The following is a 16,327-nucleotide window of genomic DNA, read 5'->3' on the forward strand; positions in this document are numbered from 1 at the left end:
ATAAGAAGAAATGGGGAGTTCGAGCCAATGAACGAAAGAAAAGACAAGGAACGGGATGACGAGAAGGAAGAAGTGGCTGAGATGTTTTCCTTTGATGATGAGGAAGAAGTTTTCATTGATTATGTTTGCGTAGATTGTGGGTGTGTGGATCCTGTCCCCGATTTCATTGTAGGAGAGTGTTCTTATGAATTGGAACCCGGGGAGAGCCCCGTGTTTGTCTGTCCGGAATGTAACGGAGACTTGGTGAGAAAGAAAGAACCGGCGGAAGAGTAACCGTCGGCTAGCACGTTAAGTCACCGTTAGGTGATTTTGTTCTTTTATCAGAGAAACGCCCTTGACAATCCAACTACTGAGTGTTACTTTATAGCTGTAGTAAGTAATACTGCATACCAGTGAGACGGAATAGCAAGGAGTGATTATGCTGGAAAACCTAACGGAAATGCTCAAAGGGGTCCTTGAGGGCAGTGTCCTCGAGATTATAAGCCGCAAAGAAACCTACGGCTACGAAATCACGCGGCGGCTGAACAGCCTCGGCTTCACGGATGTTGTGGAGGGAACGGTGTACACCATCCTGATCCGGCTTGAAAAAAACAAGTTGGTGGAGATCACCAAAAAGCCCTCCGATATGGGACCGCCGCGAAAGTTTTTCGCGATCAACGACGCGGGTCGCGAGGAGCTGCGGAGGTTCTGGGAAAAGTGGGAGTTCGTATCATCGAAAATGAATGAGTTAAAGGAGCGAAAACAATGAATTTTTGGGAAAAGATTACCGGCAACGACATGACGAGAGAAATGAAGGCTTTCGAAGCGCGAGTCAAAATGCTGCCGACCGATTACCAAGCGGCATGGGAGGAAATCGATGGCCATCTATGGCCGCACTCCAATTTCTCCGGCCGCAACCTCATGCCCATTCTTGACGGCGTGCTTAGCCTGCTGGAAGAAACGGCGGCGGACGGTCAGAGCGTCCGCGAGGTTTTGGGCGACGATATCAAAGGCTTTTGTTCGGCGCTGGCCGGCGAAGAAGGGGCAAAGTCGTTTCGAGACAAGTGGCGCGAGCAACTCAACAAAAACATCGCCAAAAAATTAGGTAAATAGGAGGGGACAAAATGAGTATCCGAGATCTCATCGAAGGCAAAAGAGAATGGCGAGCGCATGTGGCTCGCGTCAAAGCGCTCCCGAAGGATTATCAGATCGTGTACAAAGAACTTCAAAAATATCTCTTCAAGGTCGGCCCTGTCGAGCTAACCGACGGGACGGGGCTTCTCTCGGGAATCGTCGATCTTTTTGAAGAGGGCGCGGCTTTGGGGAAAGGCGTGCTTGAAGTGACGGGCCGCGACGTAGCGGCTTTCTGCGACGATCTGATCAAAGATTCAGAAACGTACGCCGACATCTTTCAAAAATCGGTTGACCAAAATGGTAACAAGCCATGAAAAAGGCTGCGGAGAAACCAAAGTAAAGGGGATGTCGGGATGGAAAAAGCCATTGAAGTGAAAGGTCTGCGAAAGTCTTTCAAGAACACGGAAGTGCTGAAGGGCGTCGATTTCGAAGTGAAGCGAGGTGAGATATTCGCCCTGCTCGGCTCCAACGGCGCAGGCAAGACGACGATTGTCAGAATTCTCACCACGCTGCTCAATCAGGACGGAGGCACTGCCACGGTATATGGATTCGACGTCGCGTCAAAACCAGAGAACGTGCGGCATGCGATCAGTCTGACCGGGCAATTTGCCGCCGTGGACGAGATTTTGACCGGGCGGGAAAATTTGATCATGATTGCCAAACTCCGACATCTTAAAAAACCGCGTCATGTCGCGGATGATTTGCTGGATCGCTTCGGCTTGAACGATGCCGCCGACCGCAAGGCGTCCACCTATTCGGGCGGCATGCGCCGCAGGCTCGACATTGCCATGAGCCTGATCGGCAAACCGCAGCTCATTTTCCTCGACGAACCGACCACAGGCCTTGACCCCGAGGCACGCATCGAGGCTTGGAAGATTGTCAAAGAGCTGTCGGACGGTGGGACGACGGTATTCCTGACGACTCAGTATTTGGATGAGGCTGAACAGCTTGCCGATCGAATTGCCATTTTGCATGAAGGTAAAATCATTGCGGGCGGCAGCCTCTCGGAACTGAAAAAGCTGTTCCCGCCCGCAAAGGTGGAGTATGTGGAAAAACAACCTTCATTGGAGGAGATATTCCTCGCGATCATCGGTAAAAAGGAGGGGAAGTAAACCATGAATAAATACTTTTTCAGCGACATGAGCGTGATGCTAGGGCGTTCCATGCGTCATATTTTCCGAAGCATGGACACCATCATCACGGTCTGTATCACTCCGATTGCGATGATGCTGCTGTTCGTCTATGTGTTTGGCGGCGCAATCCAAAGCGGGACTGATAACTATGTGAACTACCTATTGCCCGGCATCCTGCTGATTGCGATTGCAAGCGGTATATCTTATACGGCATACCGCCTGTTTTTGGATAAGCAACGGGGCATCATCGAGCGGTTCCACTCCATGCCGATTGCGCGTTCCGCCTTGCTGTGGGGGCATGTGCTGACCTCGCTCGCATCCAACGCCATTTCGGTTGTCGTCATCATTCTCGTAGCGCTCATTATGGGCTTTCGCTCGTCGGCAGGGGTTCTGCCATGGCTCGCCGTAGCCGGCATACTCGTGCTGTTTACGCTGGCTTTGACTTGGGTCGCGGCGATTGCCGGATTGTCCGCGAAATCGGTGGAAGGTGCAAGCGCATTTTCCTATCCTCTTATTTTCCTGCCGTTTATCAGCTCGGCCTTTGTGCCGACCGATTCGATGCCGAAGGTCGTTCGCGCTTTTGCCGATAACCAGCCGGTGACTTCAATTGTGGAAGCCATCCGCGACCTGTTGTCAGCTCAGCCTGTGGGCAACGATATCTGGGTTGCTCTTGCGTGGTGCGTCGGGATTTTGCTCGTAGCCTATTTCTTTGCAATAAGGGTGTATAAAAAGCGTGTGTGAACAAGAGGCAACTGAGTAAGCGTCAAATCAAGCAGGGTATTCAAGAAATAGCATACAACAGCCCTCATTCCTTTAATAACGGGTTCGCTTCAGAGGTGCAAAATTCTTCGACCGAAGAAGCCGACCCGTCAGCTTCGGCACAGATCGCCGCTGCTCCGGCCACGATTCAAAATTACCCAATGCCTTCCATCTATACCGCATCCAGAAGGTCAATCTCGAAGTGGCTTCCGATGAGCCGATTACCTCTTTTTCCATCAGTCCCATGGCCAAAAACATTGAGGGTACGGTCAACGCGAAATGCGGATGGCACGTATTTTATCCGCACTGCCGTAGACTCCAGCAACATTACGATACGGGGACGGGGAACCATAGACGGCAAAGGCATCGCGATGTGTGAGCGCAAGATACCGGTGCCGAATAAGAACGAAGGGTTTCTGAATAATCTGCTGGTCCCGATCGCAACCTCTAATTTTAATTTTGACGGTCTCATATTGCGGGATGGCGGCTTCTGGTCGTTCATGGTGGTTCGCTCCGACCATGTAACGGAAACGATGGACTCGGATTGATTGGCCGTATACGTTTGAGTTGCAAGAAAGGTAACTTTCCTGACGATGCTACATTAAGCTACCGGGCAGCATATCGTCACAAATCCAACATAGTTATTTGAATGATTACCTGTGCTTTTCAATTAAAATAATAATGAAAGGGATTACATGGCCTGGAAATAGTCTGGTAATACATAGCAGCTGCAAATTAAGGAGGTTTCCGCTATGACATCTAACTTTGTGCCGATGGAGTTCCAGTTGAAAACCGAGCGGCTTGACCTGAATATGTGGGAGGAATCCGACGCAGTCTGGATGAGGCAGCTAGTCGGCGAGCGTGGTGTGGAGATGCCTTCTCTCGACGAAGCCAGAAGCCAGATCATCAATATGCGCAAGCGCGCAGCCGAAAACGGTATTTCTTTACTCACTATCCGCCGCCAGAAAGAGGGCGATCTCATTGGATATTGCGGCTTGATTATAGGTCGTTCCACACTTGAGGAGCCTGAGATCGCATACGAGCTTTTCCGCAGCTCTCACGGCAAAGGCTATGCGACTGAGGCCGCATCCGTAGTCTTAGACGCCGCAATAGCTACCGGGCGCCGCAGGCTATGGTCGACTGTACGAATTTGGAATAACGCGTCCTTCCGCGTGCTGGAAAAGCTCCGATTCGAGCGACACCACAGCACATGGGACGAGCGCGGAGAGGTGGTTTGGAACGTACGCGAGCTTTAGAGACGTCGCGTAAGGGGCAAGACGCGCCGCTACGGCCGGCGGGGAGCGTTGCCGGAACGCGCCGCTTCCTGCGCCTCGCGGGCCTTGATCAGCCTGTACTCGCCCGGGACGACTCCGTACGAACGGCGAAACTCGCGAGTGAAGTAGGTCGGATCCATGCCGACGTGACGGGCGATCTGGCTGATGGTCATACTTTCGTTCGTCTCCAGGAGAAGCTGTCCCGCCGTCAGCCGGACGTGGCGCAAATACTGCAGCGGCGTCGTCTGGAACGTCCGCAGGAACAATCGCGTCAGTTGCTTCTGCGAATAGCCGACCTGCTCGGCCAGATGGGCGATGCTGATGTCCCGGTGCATGTAGTCCTGCATGAATTTCGCCGCTTTGAGCACGGTCAACGAACGTGACGTTTCGGGGACCGGCCGCAGCAGGGCGGTCGGGTTCGGTTCTTCGGCAGACTGCTTGCGAAGCTCTGTCAAGAGTGCGAAGAGCAGCTCGGAGGCTGCCCAGGAATCGTAATCGGCGCCCGAATGACGCCAAATACGCTCTACTAGTTGGAGCAAACGGGTCACGGAACGGACGGGAATGGCGGCGGGAGCGTCTTCAAGCCCCCACGAAGCCCGGGCGATCGCCGAGCCGTGAAACGAGACGAAAGCCACCAGCCAATCGCCCTCCGCAACCGGAACGTATTCGTTCGGAAATCCGGCCGGAATATACAGCACCGTATTCTCTGCGATGCTGTCCCATTTGTTCTGATCCATCAGATGCACCCGCCCCTTGCCCGAGGCCGTGATCAGCAGCTGGTGCGCGGAAAATCCCTCCAGGCGGCTGATCGCGTTCTGTTGCTCCATTCCGACCGTGTAAACGGTAAACGGAACGCCGTGCTCTCCCGACGATAAATTAGAACGCAGCTCCAGCTTCACCCTCGCTCCCTCCATTCAAGAATGTCCATTTTGTACGAGGTTTTGTCCTTTCCGAAAGTTGTCTGACTCAGTATAGCATAATCTATAATGGAACAGAGCAAGCCATCGAAGACGAATAACGAACGGAGTGGGGATAACGGATGACGCACGAGACGGAGCATGAGCTTCTGCTTGCATTCGCCGATTTCGGAGGCCGTCCGGATACGGCCGAGGATGCCGGTCCGGCGATGCGGCGCGCATTGGCCGCGGTCGCAGCGGCCGCGCGTCCTGTCCGGCTCGCGATCGAGCCGGGCCGTTACGATTTCTACGCGGAATCGGCCGAGAAGACGATCTATTTCATAACGAATACGGCAAGCGAACAAGATAACCCGAATCCCGTAAAGACGATCGGCATCCGCATGAAGGGGCTGAAGAACTTTACGCTGGACGGGGGAGGAGCGTTATTTCTATTCCATGGTAAAATGACGATGTTTATAATCGACGAATGCGAGAGTATCGCCGTCCGGAATTTGCATTCCGATTTCGCCCAGCCGACGGTGGCCGAGATGACGATCGAGCGATTGGGGGAAGGTTACATGGACGTAGCCGTTCATCGAGATACCCGTTATTCGATCGCTCGGGACAAACTTTCCTGGATCGGGCCGGGCTGGAGCTTCCATGAAGGTCCGATGCAGGCGTACGATCCAAAGCGGAACGCGACCTGGCGCATCGACAACGTCGTGGCCCGCGCGGCGAGCGCCGAGGAGACGAGCCCCGGCAAGGTAAGGTTTCGCTTCGACCGGAATCCCGGCGAAGCTCTCGAAGTCGGCTGGACGCTTCAAGTCCGGGACGGCAATCGCGATCAGGTCGGCGTTTTCATTCACAGGAGCCGGGACGTGAGATGGCAAGACGTCGGCATTCATTTCACGCACGGCCTCGGCATCGTCGGACAGTTCAGCGCCGATCTGAGCTTCCGCAGGCTGGATATGTCGCCGCGTCCGGAAACGGGGCGCACGGTGGCCGCGTTCGCGGATTTCGTTCACTTGTCGGGCTGCAGAGGGAATATCGAAATCGCGGATAGCCGATTCGTCGGGGCGCACGACGATGTGATCAACGTGCACGGTACGCATCTGCGCATCGTCGGGCGGCCATCTGAGCGCCAGCTTGCCGTCCGCTTCATGCATCCTCAGACATACGGCTTCGCGGCGTTCGCGGCGGGAGACGAGATCGAATTCGTCCGCGCCGAGTCGCTGCTGCCGTACGGGCGAGGGAGAGTGGAGGCGGCCGAACTGACCGGTCCGCGGGAAATGCTGCTGACGCTGGAGGACAGGCCGCCGGACGGGATCGGCGACGCGGACGTCATCGAGAACGTGACGTGGACGCCCGAAGCGGAGATCCGGGGCAACTATTTCGCCCGTATCCCGACAAGGGGCGTGCTGGCGACGACAAGGCGGCCGGTCGTCATCGCGGACAACGTATTCGAGCGGATGCGGATGAGCGCCGTGCTCGTCGCAGACGACGCGGCTTCCTGGTACGAATCGGGACGAGCGGCGGATTTGACGGTTCGCGGCAATCGTTTTATCGAATGCGGCGGAACGGACCAAGCCGTCATCGCGATTCTTCCCGAGAACGAGGAGATCGACGAGACGGCGCCGGTGCACCGCCATATCCGCATCGCGGACAACGTCTTCGAAACGAGGGAGGCGCTGGTGCTTAACGCGAAGACCACGCGGTCGCTGGCGTTTACGGGCAATACGATCCGCGTTCCGGCAGGCGTCGCCGCAGAGCCGGAGCAAGCTTTCCGGTTGATCGCCTGCAGCGAAGTGGACATTCGGAACAACCGGTTCGAGAGCGATCTTCCGTCAACGGAGTAAAACGCTTATTAACGCAACAACGACGAAAGGGGAATGAACATGAAGCTGCAATATAACAAACCGGCTACGAAGTGGACGGAAGCTGTGCCGCTGGGCAACGGCCGGATCGGAGCGATGCACTTCGGAGGCGTCGAGCGGGATCGCATCGGCTTAAACGAAGACACGCTGTGGTCGGGAACTCCGTCTAGAGACGGCACCAACGAGCGGGCGCTGGAAGTGCTGCCCGAAGTTCGCAGACTCGTGCGGGAGGGCCGCTATGAAGAGGCCGATCTGAAAAGCAAGGAGATGATGGGCGACTATTCGCAGTCCTACTTACCTTTCGGCGACCTCGTGCTGACTTTCGGCCACGGGGACGTATGCCGGTCGTACCGGCGGTCCCTCGATCTGGACGACGCGGTATCGCGGGTCGAATACGAGATCGGAGGAGTGAGCTATTCGCGGGAGCTGTTCGTTTCGCATCCCGACCGGGTGCTCGCGCTTCGGCTGGAGGCAGGCGCGTCCGGAGCCCTCGAGGTTCATGCCCGGCTGGACAGCCCGCTGCGCCACGCGACTTCGGCCGAAGACGGTCGGTTCGTCCTGCGGGGAATCGCTCCGGAGCACGTCTCTCCGAGCTACTACGATTCGCCGGATCCGATCGTTTACGGAGACGAGTCGACGTCGGAAGCGATCCGTTTCGCAGGCGTTCTGCACGTCTCGGCGGAAGGCGGAACCGTCCGAGCGGACGGCGACGGCCTGCATGTGCTGGGCGCACGAAGCGCCACGTTCGTCTTCGCCGCGGCGACGACCTTTAACGGCGCGCAAGACGCGGCGGCGGAGGCGGGAGAACATCTGAACGCAGCGCTGGGCAAAGCTTACGCCGCGCTACGCGGCGACCATTTCGCCGATTATCGCGCCTTGTTCGGCAGGGTCAAGCTGAAGCTCGGCGAACGCCTCTCTCCGGAGGGGATGCCGACCGATGAGCGGATTTCCGCTTACGGGTCTTCCGATCCGGATCTCGTCGGGCTGCTGTTTCATTACGGCCGCTATTTGACGATCGCCGGCTCCCGTCCCGGAACGCAGGCGACGAATTTGCAGGGCATATGGAACGACCTGACCCGTCCGCCTTGGAGTAGCAATTATACGATCAATATCAACACGCAGATGAACTATTGGCCTGTGGAGACGGCCAATTTGTCCGAATGCCACGAACCGCTGATTTCGCTGATCGGCAGAGTGGCGCGAACCGGGCGGAAAACGGCGGAGGTGCACTACGGCTGCCGCGGATGGGTCGCGCACCATAACGTCGACCTGTGGGGGCATTCGGCTCCGGCGGGAGGACGCGGCGCGGGCGACGCCAGTTGGGCGATGTGGCCGATGGGCGGCGTCTGGCTGGCTCAGCACCTGTGGGAGCATTACGCCTTCGGGCGCGACGCCGATTATTTGCGGGAGACCGCGTATCCGGCGATGAAGGAAGCGGCGCTGTTCTGCCTCGATTTCCTCGAGGAGGACGAGAACGGGCGCTTGTCCACCTGTCCGTCGACCTCTCCGGAGCATCGATTCCGCTACGACGGCAAGCTGGCGGGCATTAGCCGGGCGTCGACAATGGACATGTCGCTCATCTGGGATCTGTTCACGAATTGCATCGAAGCGTCAGAGGCTCTGGGAACGGACGAACGATTCGCCGAGGAGCTTCGCGCCTCCAAAGCCAAGCTGTACCCGATTCAGATCGGCCAAGACGGTCGACTGCAGGAATGGTTTGAGGATTTCGGGGATGAGGACCCGCAGCATCGCCATGTCTCGCATCTGTTCGGCGTCTATCCGGGCAGGCAGCTGACGGTCCGCGGGACGCCGGAGCTGTTCGCCGCCGCCCGCCGCTCCCTGGAGCTGCGCGGCAACGAAGGCACCGGCTGGAGCCTGGGCTGGAAAGTCGGACTATGGGCGCGGTTCCGCGAAGGCAACGAGAGCTACAAGCTGCTGACGAATCTGATGAGGCTCTCCGAGGCTGGGACGTATTACGCCCGGGGCGGCCTGTATCCGAACCTGTTCGACGCGCATCCGCCGTTTCAGATCGACGGCAACTTTGCCGCGACTTCCGGAATCGTCGAGATGCTGCTGCAGTCTCACCAGAACGCCTTGGAGCTGCTGCCGGCGCTGCCGGACGCCTGGCCGAACGGCAGCGCGGAAGGCTTGCGGGCCCGCGACGGCTTCGAAGTCGGTCTCCGATGGCGGGATGGCCGTCTAGTGGAAGCGGCCGTACGTTCATTGCACGGCCGGGACTGCGAGATCGCCGAGGCGGACGGACTGTCGGTCACGCTTGACGGAGAGGAAATCGCCGTTCGGCGCTTGGAGCATGGGGGAATCCGGTTCGCTACCGAATCAGGCCGGACGTACCGCATTTGCCCCTTGGGAAGCTAGAGGAGGACAAGTCATCGCATACGAAGCGGTTGGACGAGGAGCGGTTCCGCTTCGGCCTGTCATAAATCATAAGGAACGCTTGAAGGAGAGGCGGCGATCGCCCCTCTCTTTCTGGCATCGGCTGATCCCGGAAGCTGCAGGTAGAGGTTGGCTTCTCGGGCAAAGTCGTCATTCTGAGCGGGTACGACGATTTCCAATACGCCCGTCAGGCGATGAACTACGGCGTCGTCGATTTTCTGCTGAAGCCGGTGAACGTCGAGGAATTAAGGCAGGTCGTGCAGCAGGCGCTGGCGATGCAGGAACGGGAGGAGCGCCGGAGAATGAGCCCCTATCCGGGTTCACATCAGTTACCTCGCTGCAACAGTTGCAATAGATTAAGCGTCAAATAGTTGAGGTGATCTGATGAAAGTTTATTACTTGTGCCTTTTGTGGCCATGTTGGACGTAACGGGAATCGTGGAGATTGGAGAAGTCGATCGCGGATCCGTAGTTGCCGAAGGCACTTCGGTATATGCCATTCCAAGTTACCCGGAAGATTTGTTGTACCCATGAATTGTGTACCTGAATGAATACGGAAATATATGAGGAGGGTTTTGCGTGGAAAAGAAAACGACCAGCTTTCGACTTGGAGCAAAATTTCATTCTCCGGGTATGAGAATTCGGATGCGTTGCGGCAGAGAGGAGTATTCGTATCAAGAATTGTTTCTTCGCCTGGAAGTTTTAACAACAGTAACCGCAGTCAGAATAAGCAATGGGATGACTGCCCCTACAAAAAACCATAACGGAACGACGGAGTGAACAATCTCCACCCACTTGTTATCACTTTCGACGCTGATTATGCTGGCAAGCATATGGATCAAAGCCAGAGGGAAAATTAATAAACGGTCGTCCGAGAGACGTAATAGCCGTGACAAGCCTATATTTAAAACGTACATCGAAAGCGTTGCTTTCATATAAGAACCTAGAATGAGCGAAATTCCGATAAGGGATTCGATTCTTTGAATAATCTCCTGCACTTCGATAATGCGGGCTATTTCAAACACGGAATACTTTCTTTCTCCTGCAATAGGTCCGAATGTCATGATGGTGGACACCGTTACGAAGACCATACTCATTGTGCTGGCCCACAACGCGACATACATCTTCTTCGGAAGGTTACCTATTTCTGCTTGACGAACGAAGGGCAGAAGCATGGTAAAAAAAATAAGCTCCGCGTAAGGAAAACCAACCGTGGCGTAAACGCCATGTAACACCGGTTTGAATCCTTGCGGAAGGAAGGGCAGCATATACGCGGGATGATATTCCGGTGTCGCTAACAATAAAACCGTAAGAATAAACAGCACCATAAACACCGTTAATAAAAAAAACAGCCTTGCCATGACTTCGATTCCGGCACGTAGAGTCATGGCGATGGTTATATAAATAAACGCATGAAATACATATAACGGGGTCTCTCTCATCATGGAAGTTTTAAGAAAAATCCCCATGTGCTGAATAATTCCCATTGATGATTCTGTTGCTACTGTAAGAAAGGGAACCACAAGGATCGCCGTCACCCATGTCCCCACTGTTTTTTGGCTATACTCAACGAACGTGAGATCCGGATGCTTATTATATAAATATAGTGTGCAGTATAACAGTACTGTTCCGAAGCCAGCGGTTAAAATAAGGGATAGCCATGCTCCGTTTTTGGCAAAGCCTATGACAGGTCCCGGAAGAGCAATGACGGAAGAACCAATCATAAAAACGTAAAATAGTACCGCCATTTGCCCCGAACTCACTGTTTCTTGTTCTCTCAACCTTTTCACATCCTGCGTGATTATTTTGAAACCTTTAATAAATCAACGATTACGCGGGCCGGCTCGCGGAAGAGCCAGTAAGCGATATCCTGAAGAAAGGGCCAATCCAGGTCAGTTATGTAAGCTGTACCGAGATATACGGCGACAATGATTGACACGACGTAGACCATTTTTTCGCATTTGCGCATTCGCTTTATGGTGACAATATCCCGAGCTAGGAAGATCACAAACAAAACAAACACGACAACCATTCTTTCCATCATTCCGAATCCATCCACTCCCGCTCATGCATCAATTATTTGAATAAAATGGCTTGCTTATCGATGTACCGGAACTGATCAGCTTGAGTTCGACATCGACCACAAATTTACTTTCCGCAAAACGGTCATTCCAATCGGCCCTCCATTTCATCCATTTACGGGGGTTTTGCGTGTATATTTTGTCCCCAATTTCCAGCACATCCGCTTTTTTCTTCTGCAGCAACTCAATGTTGTCAAGCAACGATTGCTTAACAATGTGTTCCACCTTGTTAATAAATTTTTGATCATCCTTCGCAGTTTTCAAATCGGTACAATTGAGTTCTCCGATCATGCCGGTAATTTTCGTGTGCACATAAACGGTAAGCGAATCTCCGACGATCCGGGGGGAGATCTTCGTTTCCAAAGTTAAGACCTCTATGGAATCCATCTTTTGATTCGGCTTTTCATCCTGTAGCGAGCAGGGGATTTGTATGATTCCAGCTTTGTAATGATTGCGAAGCATCAGTACGGCTTTAAGATCTTTGGGCGAAACCAGGTCAACCATTTTGCCCTTTTGCAGGAGCGCCACGCCGGCAACGACCGGAGTCGTCGTTTTATCATGTTTGTACATATAAAGATATGGAGCCATAACTGTCCCGGACTGATTGCGAAACTGCAGGATCAGCTGGAGCAAGGTTACTTCCAAGGTCTTGGAGCTGTTCTCGTACGAAGTCCTCTCCATTTGCAAAAATTGTTGACTCTCGGTATTCTCGATAAACGGTTTCAATTGCATATAGTCGGCCGCCTTTCCTTTGGCGATGATAAAGTGCGCGGTAAGCCGCGGTTCGTGATCCCTGGAAAAGAACTCAAGCACCTCCCCGACATTGCGGGACTTCGCCAAAGCTTCACCGACGATGACTGTTCTCAAATGACTCCACTGCGCTGTTCTCCCCACATTCATCGTAATATCTCGGACCGCTTCGAAAAGTGTGTTGCCCGTCGTTACCACATTGAAGCTGGAAGTCCCGCCTTCCCCGCCTTTTCTACCTTTCGGTTTGTAAATTTGCAGGGTAAGCTGAATCTTGCCATTCTCCGATTGGTCGATCGCAACGCCCATGATAAAAGCTTTCTGCGGCAATTCAACTTTATTCCAGCATCCGGTCAGCAAGAGAAACGAAACAACAATTAGCGCTATGTTCCGAAGCTTCATGTTTCACCATTCTTTCAGTTCTCGGATAGATTTAATTTTGTTTGTGGCGATTTCGCGGCGATCGCAGGAATGTTCTCAGCGGGGCGCGAACAAAGACATCCCGCAAGTACTTCATATTTACGGGCGCCAAAGAACCTAGATAAGGCTGGCCAAGCGAGCGTAAGCATGCAAGGTGCAGCAAAATCCAAATGCAACCGACCATCAATCCAAATCCCCCCAAAGATGCAGCCATGATCATCAACGGAAACCGTAAGAGCCGCAAAGCACTCGCCATATTGTATTGAGGAATGGAAAAAGAGGCGATCCCCGTGAGCGCCACGACAACAACCATGATCGGGGAAGCGATACCGGCAGTGATCGCCGCTTCGCCGATCACAAGCGTTCCGACAATGCTTACCGCGGAGCCGATCGGTTTAGGCAGACGTACTCCGGCTTCACGCAGCATTTCAAAGAAAAACTCCATAATGAGAGCTTCAACGAAAGCCGGGAAGGGGATACCCTCACGCGAATCCAGAATGGCCAGTAGAAGCACCGTTGGGATCAGTTCAGGATGAAAAGTCGATAAGGCGATATAAATGCTCGGCAACGTGAGTGCGATGAAAAACGCGAATATTCTTGTGATACGAATTAATGACGCAATCATCGTCCTCTGATAGTAATCTTCAGCGGATTGCATCATCTCGACAAAAAGACCAGGACACAGCATTACAGATCCCGTCCCCTGAACCATTACAATAATTTTTCCGTCAAGCAAAGCAGCAGCAGCCACATCCGGCCGTTCGGTATAGCGATACTGGGGAAAGGGGGAGAAATTTGAATCTTCGATCCAATCTTCTATATATGACGTTTCCAGTACCTCTGCTTGATGAATGGTCGATATTCTTTTTTTGAATTCGGCAAGCGTTTCCGGATTGACAGCTCTGTCCAAATACCCGAAGGCAATTTCCGTTTTCGCTTCAATTCCTGCTGCGATTCTTTCGATTTTAAAGCGGGGTGTTTTTAAACGCAGCCTGATCATGCCAATGTTTTTGTTCAAGTTTTCAACCGTGCTCTCCCGCGGCCCGTGTACGACCGATTCCGCCAAAGGTTCGTTAACTTGTCTTGTCTCGATCAGGTTGGCCGAATAATTAAGCGCACGATCCCATTCGTCGAAAAAAATGACGATATTTCCGCTAACAATAGCGTCAACGGCATCTTCAAGGTTTTCCACCATTTTCGCTGATTGGGCCGAGATTCCATTTTTGCTAAAAAACTCGATCACTTCTTCCGGGGTAATCATTGTTGCTTTTCCGACTTCATGTGTGACGAGGTCTTGCAGCGTCGCTTTCATGTAATTCAACTTCAGTTCTTCAATAAGCGATTCGAAATAAACGGAAAACGACATATATTTCATTTCCGGTCCGTATTGCCAAGGAACAATCGACAAATCTTGGCAATTCTCAAAAAGAGTTTCTATTTGATTCCTGTTCATATGTAAATCAGGAGAGATTTTCATCCAGAAATACCCCCGGTTCTGAATATATATCCCAAATATTATCCCCAAAATCAGGTGTAACATACATAATCATGCGTGATCTGAGAGGTGGAACCCGGTTGACCGCGACCAGCGTAGGAGGCTGCGTACTGCGAGATTGGCGGAAGATTATTACCGAAAAGAGTGAGGACTACCTTCGGAAACAAAGGGGAATTGGTGACCAGGTTAAATGAATTGGCAAAAGCGGATATATGAACACCGAAGATGATTCACTAGAAAAGGAGGTAAACGAAGCCATGTCGGATAACGGTTACGATGAGTTTTATGATGGACTTGACGTAGATTATGAACCGGACGACCCAACGGATGATTTGGTATGCTCTGGCTGTTTAAAAGACTTTACCTGTCCTGAAACTGAAATCGGTTTTCTTGTTCCGCGTATGTCACCTGATGGGGTAAAAAAGCTAGGAGTTCGCTATTATTGTAAACCTGTGCTCCAGATGCAAAAAAGGGGAGTCCCGATGGATGGGAACCTTGCTTTATAGAGGATGAATAGGCTACTCTTCAGCAAAAGGAATGATCGCCGCCAACCGAATGTAAAATACAGATAAATGGAAAAACGGCCTGTTTAGGCCGTTTTATTATTTGAACGCCAATCTCGTATTGGTCGTTTGTTCATCCAGTTATACGTTACCAAACTCTCAGTCCGGATTTGTGCAGTTAGAGGATCGACCTATCGTAATGTTGGTCCAATGATACGCATTTTATTTCTTTGACAATTTCGAGTCGTGGATCGTTCGTTATAAACAAATCCGCATTGGCTACAAGCGCCGTGGCGATGATCAATGCATCTGGTGTTTTAATATTGTACTTTCCTCGGAGATAGGCAGCTCGTTCGGCGACCATGTTATCGATCGGTAAGATGGTAAGGTTGGGGAAGTGGGAGAAAAGCAATTTGTATTGCTTCTCCAGACTCAGGTTTCCTTCACGTATTGGTTTAACCAAGATTTCAGTCAAAGAGACGGAAGAAGCCACCGCGATAACAATTCCATCTTCTATCTGCTCCAAAATCGTTTTAGCTTTCTCACCAAATTCGGGATGTTGCTCAAAAACATAAATGAATAGGTTCGTGTCTAATGCAATTTTCTTACTTCCTTGGAAAAAGTCCGACATTACCATTCAGCACGCTCCTTGCGAATGTAATCATCTGCTGATTCCCGTTCCCAGATGTCTTTGCCAAGTCCCCATAGTTTGTCGGAGAAAGATTTTGGTTTTGGCATAACAATGATTTCCTGACGAATTTCATCGTACTGCCAAAGCAATGAATCGCCAATATTAAGTTTTGCTCTCGTCCTTATTTCCTCGGGTATTGTTATCTGATATCTTGTACGAATTTCGCTTTCCGATTTAACAACATGATCCACACATACCATCTCCTTGTTTTTTCTTATTTAGATAGATTATATCATACAAAAATTTAATTCGTCTAATCTGATTGAATTTTATCACAACCCAATTATTAGGGACACCAATCACACACAATGCTATTGTGTGTGATTGGTGAAACGGCGAAAACCCGCGCCATGACTGGGCTTTTAGGCATATTTATTTTTTGAGCGAATGATACCTCTCTAATATTAGGTATAATAGCTTTAAGTATTTTAGATAAAGGGTGATATTTTATGGAATTTGTACAGCCCATACGTGACAAAAAACAGATTGATGCCATGAAAAAAATTTTGAAAGCGACAAGTGTTCGGGACTTTTGTTTGTTCACGTTGGGAATCAATTGTGGACTTCGGATCAGTGATCTGCTGGGATTACGCATAAGTGATGTGATGGATGAAAAAGGGAGGGTTTTGGATCGAATTGCCATTCGCGAACAAAAAACGGGTAAGACGAAAGACTTTCCAATCAGTGAGATCGCGGCAAAGGCTATCAAGGAATATTTGACCGAACGAAGAAGCTACATGCATAATGAACCATTGTTTCTTTCAAGGAAGGCAACGAATGGTCTCGCGCCATTACAGAGGTGGCAGGCATATACCATTATCAATGCAGCAGCAAGGGCAGTAGGGATCAAGGATAAGATAGGTGTTTATTGCATACTAAAAGTGCCGAGTGTTGCAGCGTAAAAATGCTCAAGTAACGGCAAAGAAAAAGAGACACTTGCCAGCACCC

Annotated in this window: 19 protein-coding genes; 12 read left to right on the top strand and 7 right to left on the bottom strand. The window is 51.9% G+C overall.

Annotation, left to right across the window (positions count from 1 at the left end):
- The 8 genes from IDH41_RS30615 to IDH41_RS30650 all read left to right on the top strand — a co-directional run.
- Positions 1 to 273: hypothetical protein (locus IDH41_RS30615; RefSeq protein ID WP_223830206.1), on the top strand; the 273-nt coding region annotated here is incomplete at its 5' end.
- Between the two features lie 145 nt (positions 274 to 418).
- Complete coding sequence (locus IDH41_RS30620; RefSeq protein ID WP_317890852.1) at positions 419 to 748, top strand: PadR family transcriptional regulator; 330 nt, start codon at positions 419 to 421, stop codon at positions 746 to 748.
- On the top strand, positions 745 to 1,092 hold the full coding sequence (locus IDH41_RS30625; protein WP_190868063.1) for a DUF1048 domain-containing protein: 348 nt from the start codon (positions 745 to 747) through the stop codon (positions 1,090 to 1,092). The genes IDH41_RS30620 and IDH41_RS30625 overlap by 4 nt, the downstream gene beginning before the upstream one ends.
- An 11-nt stretch (positions 1,093 to 1,103) precedes the next feature.
- Positions 1,104 to 1,427, top strand: a complete 324-nt coding sequence (locus IDH41_RS30630; protein ID WP_190868065.1) for a DUF1048 domain-containing protein — start codon at positions 1,104 to 1,106, stop codon at positions 1,425 to 1,427.
- A gap of 39 nt (positions 1,428 to 1,466) precedes the next feature.
- Entirely contained in the window at positions 1,467 to 2,225 is a 759-nt protein-coding gene (locus tag IDH41_RS30635) for an ABC transporter ATP-binding protein (protein ID WP_190868067.1), read from the top strand.
- Between the two features lie 3 nt (positions 2,226 to 2,228).
- On the top strand, positions 2,229 to 2,987 hold the full coding sequence (locus IDH41_RS30640) for an ABC transporter permease (RefSeq protein WP_190868069.1): 759 nt from the start codon (positions 2,229 to 2,231) through the stop codon (positions 2,985 to 2,987).
- Positions 2,984 to 3,553 carry a hypothetical protein gene (locus tag IDH41_RS30645; RefSeq protein WP_223830207.1) on the top strand — a complete coding sequence of 190 codons (570 nt, stop codon included), beginning with the start codon at positions 2,984 to 2,986 and terminating at the stop codon, positions 3,551 to 3,553. The genes IDH41_RS30640 and IDH41_RS30645 overlap by 4 nt, the downstream gene beginning before the upstream one ends.
- A gap of 204 nt (positions 3,554 to 3,757) precedes the next feature.
- Entirely contained in the window at positions 3,758 to 4,261 is a 504-nt protein-coding gene (locus IDH41_RS30650) for a GNAT family N-acetyltransferase (RefSeq protein WP_190868071.1), read from the top strand.
- 29 nt (positions 4,262 to 4,290) lie between these two features.
- Here IDH41_RS30650 and IDH41_RS30655 read toward each other — a convergent pair whose 3' ends face one another.
- Positions 4,291 to 5,178, bottom strand: coding sequence for an AraC family transcriptional regulator (locus IDH41_RS30655; protein WP_190868073.1), 888 nt, complete (start codon positions 5,176 to 5,178; stop codon positions 4,291 to 4,293).
- 140 nt (positions 5,179 to 5,318) lie between these two features.
- Between IDH41_RS30655 and IDH41_RS30660 the strand changes: the two genes are divergently transcribed.
- On the top strand, positions 5,319 to 7,031 hold the full coding sequence (locus IDH41_RS30660; RefSeq protein WP_190868075.1) for an alpha-1,3-galactosidase-related protein: 1,713 nt from the start codon (positions 5,319 to 5,321) through the stop codon (positions 7,029 to 7,031).
- Positions 7,032 to 7,070: 39 nt separating this feature from the next.
- Positions 7,071 to 9,425 carry a glycoside hydrolase family 95 protein gene (locus IDH41_RS30665; protein ID WP_190868077.1) on the top strand — a complete coding sequence of 785 codons (2,355 nt, stop codon included), beginning with the start codon at positions 7,071 to 7,073 and terminating at the stop codon, positions 9,423 to 9,425.
- A 691-nt stretch (positions 9,426 to 10,116) separates the two neighbouring features.
- On the opposite strand, the gene IDH41_RS30670 is transcribed toward IDH41_RS30665, so the two are convergent.
- From IDH41_RS30670 to IDH41_RS30685, 4 genes are read right to left on the bottom strand one after another with little or no spacing between them, the layout of a single operon-like run.
- Entirely contained in the window at positions 10,117 to 11,223 is a 1,107-nt protein-coding gene (locus IDH41_RS30670; protein ID WP_190868079.1) for a GerAB/ArcD/ProY family transporter, read from the bottom strand.
- A 20-nt stretch (positions 11,224 to 11,243) separates the two neighbouring features.
- On the bottom strand, positions 11,244 to 11,486 hold the full coding sequence (locus tag IDH41_RS30675) for a hypothetical protein (protein WP_190868081.1): 243 nt from the start codon (positions 11,484 to 11,486) through the stop codon (positions 11,244 to 11,246).
- A gap of 28 nt (positions 11,487 to 11,514) precedes the next feature.
- A complete protein-coding gene (locus IDH41_RS30680) occupies positions 11,515 to 12,672 on the bottom strand; it encodes a Ger(x)C family spore germination protein (RefSeq protein WP_190868083.1) in 1,158 nt (385 codons plus the stop codon).
- A 31-nt stretch (positions 12,673 to 12,703) separates the two neighbouring features.
- Positions 12,704 to 14,167: a spore germination protein gene (locus IDH41_RS30685; RefSeq protein WP_190868085.1), complete on the bottom strand. Its 1,464-nt coding sequence runs from the start codon at positions 14,165 to 14,167 to the stop codon at positions 12,704 to 12,706.
- Between the two features lie 275 nt (positions 14,168 to 14,442).
- Here IDH41_RS30685 and IDH41_RS30690 point away from each other — a divergent pair, with 275 nt between their 5' ends.
- A complete protein-coding gene (locus IDH41_RS30690; RefSeq protein WP_190868087.1) occupies positions 14,443 to 14,691 on the top strand; it encodes a hypothetical protein in 249 nt (82 codons plus the stop codon).
- A gap of 175 nt (positions 14,692 to 14,866) precedes the next feature.
- Here IDH41_RS30690 and IDH41_RS30695 read toward each other — a convergent pair whose 3' ends face one another.
- Positions 14,867 to 15,325, bottom strand: a complete 459-nt coding sequence (locus tag IDH41_RS30695; RefSeq protein WP_190868089.1) for a type II toxin-antitoxin system VapC family toxin — start codon at positions 15,323 to 15,325, stop codon at positions 14,867 to 14,869.
- On the bottom strand, positions 15,319 to 15,570 hold the full coding sequence (locus IDH41_RS30700) for an AbrB/MazE/SpoVT family DNA-binding domain-containing protein (RefSeq protein WP_190868097.1): 252 nt from the start codon (positions 15,568 to 15,570) through the stop codon (positions 15,319 to 15,321). The genes IDH41_RS30695 and IDH41_RS30700 overlap by 7 nt, the downstream gene beginning before the upstream one ends.
- Positions 15,571 to 15,828: 258 nt before the next feature.
- Between IDH41_RS30700 and IDH41_RS30705 the strand changes: the two genes are divergently transcribed.
- Positions 15,829 to 16,281, top strand: coding sequence for a tyrosine-type recombinase/integrase (locus IDH41_RS30705; protein ID WP_190868099.1), 453 nt, complete (start codon positions 15,829 to 15,831; stop codon positions 16,279 to 16,281).
- The last annotated feature ends 46 nt before the right edge of the window (positions 16,282 to 16,327 follow it).

Origin of the sequence: Paenibacillus arenilitoris (assembly GCF_014705655.1) — a bacterium.
GTDB lineage: Bacteria > Bacillota > Bacilli > Paenibacillales > Paenibacillaceae > Pristimantibacillus > Pristimantibacillus arenilitoris.